9 protein-coding genes and 1 pseudogene are annotated in these 10,041 nt (G+C 46.5%); all 10 read left to right on the top strand.

The window, feature by feature from the left end; genetic code table 11:
- Positions 1 to 314 (top strand): annotated as a pseudogene (locus QUA43_RS08940) (ATP-binding cassette domain-containing protein); the annotation flags it as partial.
- A gap of 49 nt (positions 315 to 363) precedes the next feature.
- The gene (locus QUA43_RS08935) at positions 364 to 1,155 is read left to right on the top strand and encodes an ABC transporter permease (RefSeq protein ID WP_333372953.1); all 792 of its coding nucleotides are present in this window, start codon (positions 364 to 366) and stop codon (positions 1,153 to 1,155) included.
- A gap of 115 nt (positions 1,156 to 1,270) precedes the next feature.
- On the top strand, positions 1,271 to 2,173 hold the full coding sequence (locus tag QUA43_RS08930; protein WP_333372951.1) for an Rpn family recombination-promoting nuclease/putative transposase: 903 nt from the start codon (positions 1,271 to 1,273) through the stop codon (positions 2,171 to 2,173).
- Between the two features lie 44 nt (positions 2,174 to 2,217).
- A complete protein-coding gene (locus QUA43_RS08925) occupies positions 2,218 to 4,248 on the top strand; it encodes a Gldg family protein (protein WP_333372949.1) in 2,031 nt (676 codons plus the stop codon).
- Between the two features lie 191 nt (positions 4,249 to 4,439).
- Positions 4,440 to 5,105 (top strand): DUF4340 domain-containing protein, encoded by a 666-nt coding sequence (locus QUA43_RS08920; protein ID WP_333372946.1) that lies wholly within the window; start codon positions 4,440 to 4,442, stop codon positions 5,103 to 5,105.
- A gap of 268 nt (positions 5,106 to 5,373) precedes the next feature.
- Positions 5,374 to 6,504, top strand: coding sequence for an ABC transporter ATP-binding protein (locus tag QUA43_RS08915; RefSeq protein ID WP_333372943.1), 1,131 nt, complete (start codon positions 5,374 to 5,376; stop codon positions 6,502 to 6,504).
- Positions 6,505 to 6,684 (top strand): hypothetical protein, encoded by a 180-nt coding sequence (locus QUA43_RS08910; RefSeq protein WP_333372940.1) that lies wholly within the window; start codon positions 6,505 to 6,507, stop codon positions 6,682 to 6,684.
- Positions 6,685 to 6,714: 30 nt separating this feature from the next.
- The gene (locus tag QUA43_RS08905; protein ID WP_333372937.1) at positions 6,715 to 7,845 is read left to right on the top strand and encodes a spermidine/putrescine ABC transporter substrate-binding protein; all 1,131 of its coding nucleotides are present in this window, start codon (positions 6,715 to 6,717) and stop codon (positions 7,843 to 7,845) included.
- 154 nt (positions 7,846 to 7,999) lie between these two features.
- Positions 8,000 to 8,911 (top strand): ABC transporter permease, encoded by a 912-nt coding sequence (locus QUA43_RS08900; RefSeq protein WP_333206918.1) that lies wholly within the window; start codon positions 8,000 to 8,002, stop codon positions 8,909 to 8,911.
- 126 nt (positions 8,912 to 9,037) lie between these two features.
- Complete coding sequence (locus QUA43_RS08895) at positions 9,038 to 9,883, top strand: ABC transporter permease (protein ID WP_333372934.1); 846 nt, start codon at positions 9,038 to 9,040, stop codon at positions 9,881 to 9,883.
- Positions 9,884 to 10,041 lie beyond the last annotated feature (158 nt).

The raw sequence follows: 10,041 nt of genomic DNA, 5'->3' as shown, positions 1-10,041 counted from the left end.
CAAAGTCGAGCCAACCTTCTCAACCAGAACCGGTTGTCGAAAATCTCGAAGTTTCAGAAACACCAAAGTCGAGCCAACCTTCTCAACCAGAACCGGTTGTCGAAAATCTCGAAGTTTCAGAAACACCAAAGTCGAGCCAAACTTCTCAACCAGAATCCCGACCAGTTGTAACAAATAGGCAACTTAAAAAAAAGCCACAACCGAGTAGCGATTCTCAACCAGAACAGCCACCTGTTACCAAAAAGCGACAAATAGAAAGAAAAAAACAGGATAGCGACGACAGCGAAAAACCACCCGCAGGCGACTCAGAATAAACCAATTACCAATGACCAATTACCCCTTCCCAATTCCTAAAGGTTAGTAATGATTAGTAATATTATCGCCATTTACCGCAAAGAACTACAAAGCTATTTTGCATCGCCATTAGCCTATGCCATCGCAGCAGTCTTTTGGCTAATCACCGGTTACTTTTTAATAGCCATCCTCCTCGCCCCCGACGGGTTAATTCCCCAAATCGGCCAGCGAGACCAAATGGGAATTACCGAACCTCCCATCGACGTAGCCTACGAATTCCTGCAACTCTTTCTGCGAATCATGGGTTCCCTTTCCTTGTTCGTATTACCCGCACTCTCAATGGGACTTTACGCAGAAGAACGCAAACGTGGCACCTTAGAACTATTAGCCACATCGCCCTTAACAAACTGGGCAGTTGCTACCGGCAAACTCCTGGGAGTTTTAACATTTTATACCACAATGTTGCTGCCCCTGCTGTTCTGCGAGGCGATCGCCCTCAGTTCCTCAACCCCACCCGTACCCCCCGGAGTTCTTCTGCTAGGACACGGCGGCTTAATATTACTAGCAGCAGGAGTATTGTCGCTCGGAATGTTTATTTCCTCCCTCACCGACAGCACAATTTTATCCGCCATCCTCACCTTCACTCTAGTATTATTTCTCTGGGTGATCGATGCAGTCGCCGTCAGTATCGGTGGCCCCTTCGGCACAGCACTAGGACATTTGTCGCTCCTAACAAATTACACCAATCTTGTCAAGGGAGTTTTCGATACCAGCAGTTTAATTATGTTTGCCAGTTACATCATTTTAGGAGTATTTCTGACCGCCCAATCCATCGATGCCTTGCGATATCAGCGTTCTTAAAAACATTAGGTAAGGCAGAGACAGAGCAGGTTATTTTTGCCGAAGTAAAGACAAGTAAAGAGCAAAGGGAAGGTTATTTGTTCCCTGTTAATCACTCTACAAAATACCTCAAACAATGAGATTTATCAATCCCAAAATCGACTTTGCGTTCAAAAAAATATTCGGTTCCAGCGACAGCAAAGACATCCTGATTAATTTTTTAAACGCCATCCTTTATGAAGCAAAGCCGGTCATAGAAGACTTAGAAATAATCGACTCCCAACCAGAACCTCAAACTCTCGCAACCCAAGACACACACCTAGATGTCAAAGCCACAATTAACGGCGGCAGAATCGCCCTAGTTGAACTTCAACTGATCAACGTGCCTTCCTTTGGGAACAGAGTTTTGTACAACGCTGCCAAAAGCTACAGCCAGCAATTAACAGGAAAAGAACGCTACGAAAGACTAAAAACAGTAATTTCCTTAAAAATTGCCGACTTTGAAATGTTTGAAAATCAGCCGGAATTTATGTCACGGTTTGTTTTCCAAGAAAAAGAGCAACAGTTTGAGTGTCCAGATACTGAAATAGAATTAGTATTTATCGAACTGCCAAAATTTAGCAAGGAATTAGCAGAATTAGAAACAACCGCAGAGCAATGGATTTACTTTCTCGAAAATACCAGCACTCTGGAGACCGTACCACAAACACTCAGTGCCGTTCCCGAAATTCAGAAAGCTTTTAGAATTGCCAGCAAGGAAAACTTCACTCAGGAAGAATTAAATGAATTGCACCAGCAAGAACTGTGGATAGAAGACCAGCAGATTGCCATAGAGATAGCAAGAGAACAGGTGACAAAAACCGCTCAACTCTCGTTAATATTGCGTCAGCTAGTGCGGCGTTTAGGCACAATACAACCGGAAACCGAAAACAGCATCCGTCAATTAGGTATACAGGAATTAGAAGAACTAGGAGATGCCGTGATCGATTTCAACAAGCCGTCAGATTTAACAGCATGGTTGCAGGCTAATGCGATATAGAATAACATCCTCGAAGCGGAATTTTCTCACTCAATATTTACCTTATGAAAATTAGCAAAAAAAATTGGAAATACGTATTTTTGCTGGGCCCCCTCCTCATCGCAGCGGGGGTAACAGCAGCACTTGTATCTGGAGTATGGGACCCCCTGACAGTCGGTTTAGTTATTGCCGGAGCAGTGACGATCGCACTTTGGCTGCTATATTTGAGTTACGAACAAAGCTTTTGGGGGCAGCGTTCCACTCAAGCCAGCACCAACGCCCTGATTGCTACCCTCGCCGTCTTTGTGATTCTCGGAGTAATTAACTTCATAGCCGTTCGCTATCCCGTCCGCATCGACTTAACCGAAAGCCAACAATTTACCCTTGCCCCGCAGACTCAACAAATACTGCGAAACCTGCAACAAACAGTCAAAGTTTGGGTATTTGACCCCATCCAAAACCCCCAAATTAAAGAATTGCTGCAAAGCTACAAACGCGAGGGAGGCCAAAAGTTCCAATTCGAGTTTGTTGACCCGCAGGCCCAACCGGGAAAAGCGCGGGAATTTAGTATTACCAGCATCGGAGAAGTTTACCTGCAATCCGGCGACAAAAAACAGGTACTGCAAAAAGGTGGCACTGCTTTTGGTAGCGACCCAAATCAAGGTCTTTCAGAGATAAAGCTTACTAATGGCTTAGAAGAAATCCTGAGCACTCGCGTTGCTACAGTTTACTTTTTGCAAGGCAAAGGAGCCCGCCCGCTAAAAGAAGGTCAAGGCGGAATTCAGCAAGCTGAAAAAGCTCTGAAAGATAAATACTACAACGCCCAAACGCTGAATTTGACCGAACGCAAAGAAGTGCCAGAAGATGCAGATGCTTTAATCGTTCCTGGGCAGGACAAACCGTTTTCCGATACAGAAATTAAAGCACTAAGAGCTTATCTCGATCGCGGCGGCAGTTTATTGTTAATGGTAGACCCGGCAATTGATACGGGATTGGACAAATTGCTGCAAGAATGGGGCGTCAAACTAGACACCCGTTTGGCCATCGATGCTTCGGGCACTGGTCAAAGATTTGGTCTGGGCCCTACAGTTCCCACCGTCAGGCGCTACGGCGAACATCCGATTACTCAAAGTTTTGGCAACGGCATTTCATTTTATCCGTTTGCGCGTGCTTTGGAAACCTCGCCAGTAGCAGGGATAGAGGAAAAACCGCTGATTTGGACGAGTCAGGAAAGTTGGGCGGAAAGCGATTTGACGACTAAGAAATTGGAGTTTGATCAGAAGACTGATAAACAAGGCCCGCTATTATTAGGTGTAGCTTTAGTTCGATCGTCCACTGACAGCACTCCCTTAAAGCCCTCACCTTCACCAACACCAACATCACCCTCGCCGACAACATCACCCTCGCCGACAACATCACCCTCGCCGATAGATTCCCCATCGCCGATAGATTCCCCATCGCCGATAGATTCCCCATCGCCGACAGATTCACCATCGCCGACAGATTCACCATCGCCGACAATTTCCCCATCGCCGATAGATTCACCATCGCCGACAACTTCGCCATCGCCGACAATTTCCCCATCGCCGATAGACTCACCATCACCGACAATTTCCCCATCGCCGATAGACTCACCATCGCCGACAGATTCACCATCACCGACAACTTCACCAACAGCTTCCCCAATCAGCTATTCGGTGATTGTCTCGCAAGAAGCAACGCCTCCAGCATTACCGACGACTTCGCCAACACCGGCAGCGTCTCCCACAGCATCTCCCACAGCATCTCCCAGTCCAACGGCTACTCCTTCTACGCCTTCAGCTTCTAGAAAAACATCGCGAATGGTAGTAATTGGCACATCTCAATTTGTGACTAACGGTTGGTTTGACCAACAACTCAATAGCGACGTGTTTCTCAATTCAGTCAGTTGGTTGAGTAAACCAGACCAGCAAAGCTTTTCTATCAGTCCGAAAAAAGCTACTAACCGCCGCATTAACATGACGGCCGTCCAAGTAGGATTGCTGGTGTTAGCTTGGCTAATGTGGCCTTTACTCGGGCTGGGAATTGGCGGCGCTATCTGGTGGAAGAGAAGATAAGTTAGTTGACTGTTGACTGTTGACTGTTGTCAGTTGTCAGTTGTCACTGGGCAATTGTCAGTTGTCATTTGTTAATCCTTTGCTGTGGCTAATAACAAATAACCAATAACATTAATCAACAGTCAACAGTCAACAGTCAACAGTTAACAATGCCCAATGCCCAATTCCCAATTCCCAATTTCCAATGCCCAATGCCCAATGCCCAATTCCCAGTTATTATGAAATTGCAGAAAAATACATTAGTATTGATAGCCGTCGCGCTTAGCATGACTGGGCTGGTTGCTTTGTTCGAGATGCAAGTGTCTCCGAAACAGGAAGCCGCTAAGGAAGAAAAACAGAAAATTTTTGCTTTTAACTCCGATCGCGTACAATTCTTTACAGTCAAAACTCCCGAAAAAATCTTGACTTTTGAGCGAGTTTATGCTACAAAAGGAGGCAAGTCTAGCTGGGAAATGAAATTGCCAGTGCAAGCACACGCGAGTCAGGCATCGGTGGATTTTTTGCTAGACAGGCTGGCAACAGGAAAGAGCGATCGCACGATTAATACTACTGCTGCTCAACTGCCAGAATTCGGTCTCGACCAACCCCAAGCTACAGTCACAGTAAAACTGGACAACCAGGAAACTCACCGCCTAGTTTTAGGCAAAACAGACTTTAGCGGCCGCTTCTTGTACGCTCAAGCCAATCCGCCGGAAGCGCCCCCTCAAAATTCCGCCCAAAATTTGCCCGTGCTGCTAGTGCCTTTTGACTTTAAAAATGCCGTCCAGCGACCTTTGTCAGAGTGGAAAAAAGCCGAAGCACCCAAAACCGAGAAACCGCAAAAACCCTCTCCCACGCCAAGTCCTGAGAATAAATAGATGGCCAGTTGATCTGAGATGTTGCACCATTCTCAATAAGGCTTTTATGAACAGGCAAGATGCCTGTTCCACAAAGAGTAAATTTTTTTGTGGAACAGGCATCTTGCCTGTTGCTGACGCCTGTTGCTGACAATGGTGCGCTCTGGGATAGAATTTAAAGAACAAATCCCAAAACCTGTTACATCCAACATTCCTCACCTAAAATACAGAAAAGTCTAAACTTAAACTGTATTTAAGTGGCGTGCATTACCCCCAGGAAAGGGCGAATATGTTTCAGACAGCACTCAACCAAGGTACGACAGCAACGGATACAGCGCTTGACGTTGAACTCCGCAAGGTCTTTAAGGTATTTAACGGCGAAACCGCAGTCCGCGGAGTAGACCTCAACATCCATCAGGGAGAATTTTTTAGCATCCTCGGGCCTAGCGGCTGCGGCAAGACTACGACGCTGCGGTTAATCGCTGGGTTCGAGACTCCCTCGGCGGGCGAATTGATGATTCGCGGCCAGTCGATGACCAACACTCCAGCTTACCGCCGTCCGGTAAATACTGTGTTTCAAAGCTATGCTTTGTTCGGACACATGAATGTCTGGGACAATATCGCTTTTGGATTGCGGATCAAAAAGCTGGGGAAAGCAGAAATTGAAGAACGGGTACGGGAAGTTTTGCAATTGGTGAAAATGGAATCTTTCGCCAACAGGTTTCCCGGTCAAATGTCGGGCGGCCAGCAGCAGCGGGTGGCTTTGGCGAGAGCTCTGGTAAATCGACCGGCGGTTTTGCTGCTGGACGAACCTCTGGGTGCCCTGGATTTGAAGTTGCGGAAGCAGATGCAGTTGGAACTGTCGAATTTGCATCAAGAATTGGGTTTGACTTTTGTGATGGTGACTCACGACCAAGAAGAGGCGATGAGTCTGTCTGACCGGATTGCGGTGATGCACGAGGGGAGGATTGAGCAGATTGGCTCTCCTGAAGAAATTTATGAGTGCCCGCAGACGGCTTTTGTGGCGGATTTTATTGGCGATACGAATTTGTTTGCGGGTACGGTAGAATCGATCGACCGATCGACTATCACAGTTCGCACATCAGCCAATCTGAAAATAGTCGTTCAGCAGTCGGATATGTGGAGTGGTGTCATCGGCGACTCGGTTGTGGTCAGCGTTCGGCCCGAAAAAGTATATTTGAATCTCTACCAGCCCGAAGTGTCGGTCAACTGTTTTGAAGGGCGGCTCAAAAATACTATGTACATGGGCACGCACGTTCATTACGTGGTTGAGTTGGCTTCGGGCGATAAAATTACTGTACGCCAGCCAAATACCGGCGGTTCTTTCCCAGATCCGCACACGCCGATTTACGCTTACTGGGGAACTACTGATTGTCTCGCTTTGACAGATCGAGCCTAATTGGGAAACGAAGGAAGTTCGGCAACGGATTCTGTAACGGATGTAACGGATGTAACGGATATCAAGAAGAAGGAAGAAGGAAGAAGGAAGAGGGGGAGAATTTCCCCATTACTAATTATTCCTTATTACAAATTCTCAAATCTAAAATCGAATTTCCCAATCCCCAATTCCCCAATCTAAAATCTAAAATCTAAAATCTAAAATCGAACTGTGCCTCCGACTAACTTACCAATTTCCAGGATTTTTCCGGCTAATTCTACACGCCGTCAGTTCCTAAAAAATTCGGCGGCGACAATTTCCGGTTTAGCTGTTTCGAGTTGTGGCTGGCGACTTGCAGACGTACAATCTGCTCCTCCCGTCAAAGGTGATGCCGACAAACTTTTCATCTATACTTGGGCAGGCTATACCGATAACGCTTTGCTCGATCGCTTTGCCGAAAAAACAGGCATTCGCGTGGTTGCAGACGTATTTGACTCCAATGAGGCGATGCTGGCTAGAGTTCAAGCTGGCGGTGGTCGGGCCTACAGCATCATTTACCCGTCTGACTACATGGTGATTCAGATGACGGAACTGGGGCTGTTGAGCCCATTAGACCACTCGATTTTGGGCGGACTCGATCGGCTCAAAAAACAGTTCCAAAACCCTGTTTATGACCCAGGAAACCGCTACAGCGTCCCTGTGAGTTGGGGAACCACAGGCTTAATTTACAACAGCGAACAACTCAAAGAAGAGCCAGAAGATTGGGACTATTTGTGGCAGCATAAACAGGAGTTAGCAAAGCGAATGACGCTGGCAAATGATGTTCGAGAAGTGATGGGTGCTGCGCTGCGGATGTTGGGCTATTCTCTCAATTCTACGAACCAAGAGCAAGTGAAACAAGCTTACGAAAAGTTGGTTGAACTCAAACCGGCGATCGCATCTTTTACCACTGATGCTTGGCGGCCGCAAATGCTGACGGGGGATTTGAAGGTAGCTATGTGTTATTCTTCTGATGCTAATGAGGTAATTCCAGATAATGACAAATTGCGCTATGTTGTGCCAAAAAGCGGTTCTTCTCTGTGGACTGACACTTTAGTAATTCCTAAAGGTGCTCCCAATCCAGAAGCAGCTTATAAGTGGATTAACTTTATGCTGCAAGCCGATGTCGCTGCTTCTTTAGTAGAACGGCTCAGTTTCTCAACTCCTTCGGAAGATGCTTTTAGTTTGCTGACGCCGGAAGTCCGCGAAAATGAAATTCTTTTCCCTTCTGAGGCTACTTTGAAAAATTGCGAAGGTGTTGCTCCGGTAGGAAAATTTATAGACGTGTACGATCGCTATTGGACTCAATTAACCAGCGGCTAATCATCAAACCGAGGGCGGGTTTTACAGGCAATCTCTAATTATAACCCAATATTTACACAAACTTGCCCCCGCACAGCAGATCGCCCACTGTATCCGTATTATATCCGCGTTAATCCGCGTTCATCAGCGGTTAAAAACTCAAAAAAATTGATCTATGGCTGTTTCAACTAGAACTCCCCCTCCTATTCCTCCCAATTCTTCTTTGAAGGCTGAAACTGTTTCCCCGTGGTCGGCGTGGGCTGGGCCACTGGCATTGCTGGGCCCTTCTGGATTGTTGCTGCTTTTATTATTAGTCATACCAACCCTGGTGATTTTTCAGCTTAGTTTGGTGCCGAATATTAAGCCAGGAGATTTGGTGAATCCTTCGGGAATCGGCAATTACCTGCGAGTGTTTGAGCCGCTGAATTTGCAGGTGATCGGTCGATCGCTCTTTTTCGCAACGGGGACTACTATTCTGTGTTTGCTGCTGGGATTTCCCGTCGCTTACTGGATCGCCCTCAATGTCTCGAAAAAGTGGCGGAATTTAACTTTGTTAGGCTTTGTGTTGCCGCTGTGGACTTCTTCGCTGTTGCGATCGTATGCTTGGATTACAATTCTGCGTCCTACGGGGGTTCTCAACTCGCTGCTGGCACTTGTAGGCATTCCTCCTCTGGAATTGCTTAATCAAAGTTCCGCAGTTTTAATCGGCATGGCTTACAGTTATTTGCCTTATATCGTGACAATTCTCTACGCATCTTTGGAAAAGTTAGACCGCAGGTTGCTAGAAGCATCTCAGGATTTGGGTGCCAATCCAGTGGAAACTTTCTGGAAAGTGACAGTACCTCAGACGATGCCGGGAATTGCTGCGGGTTCTTTGCTAGTATTTATTAGCTGTTTGGGCGATTTTGTCGATCCAGAGTTGCTCGGTGGAGCTTCGAGTATGACGGCGGCTCGTTTGATTTACAATCAATTTTTGGGGGCGACTCAAAATTGGGGGCTGGGTTCGGCTCTGAGTATGGTATTAATCTTTGCAGTGAGTATCGGAATTGCCCTTTTGCTCAAATATGGCGATCGTAATGCAATTTGAAGAAGTCATTAGTCAGTAGTTATTAGTCATTAGTTACTGGTAATTGGTTATTGGTTACTGGTTATTAGTGGCTCCTAACAAATAACAACTGACAACAACAAATTACCAATTCCCCATTATCAAGATATGGAAAATACCGCCGACAATCCACAGGAGGAAATACAAGCCGATATGTACTTAAAACCTAAATTTAAGGTTTCTTGGCAGGTAATATTTGCCGTTTTGATGTTTTTTTATATGTACCTGCCCATCCTGGTACTCACATTTTACAGCTTTAACAAATCGCGTTTTAGCGCAGGTTGGGAAGGATTTACTTTAGATTGGTACGTTAAATTATTTAGCGATACGCGGATTTTAATTGCCCTGAGAAACAGTTTAACAGTGGCTGTGTGTGCAGTTGCAATCTCGGCGGTACTCGGCACTTTGATGGCCGTGGGTTTAGCCCGCTACCGCTTTCCAGGCAAAAACTTATATCAGGGAGTTTCCTATTTGCCGATTATTATTCCAGATATTGCTAGCGCGGTTGCTACTCTGGTATTTTTAGCGGCGCTGGCTATTCCTCTGAGTTTGTGGACAATTGTCGCCGCTCACGTTGTGTTTTGTCTGGCTTACATCGCTCTAGCTGTTTCTACTAGATTGGCAGATTTAAACCCGTATTTAGAAGAGGCTGCCTTGGATTTGGGTGCAACGCCTGTTCAAGCTTTTATTCAGGTTTTACTCCCTCAATTAATACCCGGAATAGTGTCGGGTTGTCTGCTGTCTTTTGTCCTCAGTATGGACGATTTTTTGATTGCGAGTTTTACCGCAGGTAGCGGGACTACAACTCTGCCGATGGAAATTTTTAGCCGGATTCGGACTGGAGTAAAACCTGATATTAATGCTTTGAGCGTGCTGTTGATAGTAGGTTCGGGAGGATTGGCATTTTTAGCGGAATATTTGCGCGGCCGGGGCGAGCAAAAACGGACTCATTAGGCAGTGGGCAGTTGGCAGTTGGCAGTTGGCAGTTGGCAGTTGGCAGTTGGCAGTTGACAGTGGGTTATTTGTGAGTTGTTACCCATGCCCCATGCCCCATGCCCCATGCCCCATGCCCCATGCCCCATGCCCCATGCCCCATGCCCCATGCCCCATGC

It is taken from the genome of Microcoleus sp. N9_B4 (assembly GCF_036701635.1).
Taxonomy (GTDB): Bacteria; Cyanobacteriota; Cyanobacteriia; order Cyanobacteriales; family Microcoleaceae; genus Microcoleus.
The sequence above is the reverse complement of the archived record's forward strand: the minus strand, read 5'-3'. Positions and strand labels throughout refer to the sequence as shown.

Coding starts and splice junctions, on each gene's coding strand:
- QUA43_RS08930 (WP_333372951.1), top strand. CDS start 1,271: ATGAGATTTATCAATCCCAAAATCGACTTTGCGTTCAAAAAAATATTC.
- QUA43_RS08920 (WP_333372946.1), top strand. CDS start 4,440: ATGCCCAATGCCCAATTCCCAGTTATTATGAAATTGCAGAAAAATACA.
- QUA43_RS08915 (WP_333372943.1), top strand. CDS start 5,374: ATGTTTCAGACAGCACTCAACCAAGGTACGACAGCAACGGATACAGCG.
- QUA43_RS08895 (WP_333372934.1), top strand. CDS start 9,038: ATGGAAAATACCGCCGACAATCCACAGGAGGAAATACAAGCCGATATG.
- QUA43_RS08900 (WP_333206918.1), top strand. CDS start 8,000: ATGGCTGTTTCAACTAGAACTCCCCCTCCTATTCCTCCCAATTCTTCT.
- QUA43_RS08935 (WP_333372953.1), top strand. CDS start 364: ATGATTAGTAATATTATCGCCATTTACCGCAAAGAACTACAAAGCTAT.
- QUA43_RS08925 (WP_333372949.1), top strand. CDS start 2,218: ATGAAAATTAGCAAAAAAAATTGGAAATACGTATTTTTGCTGGGCCCC.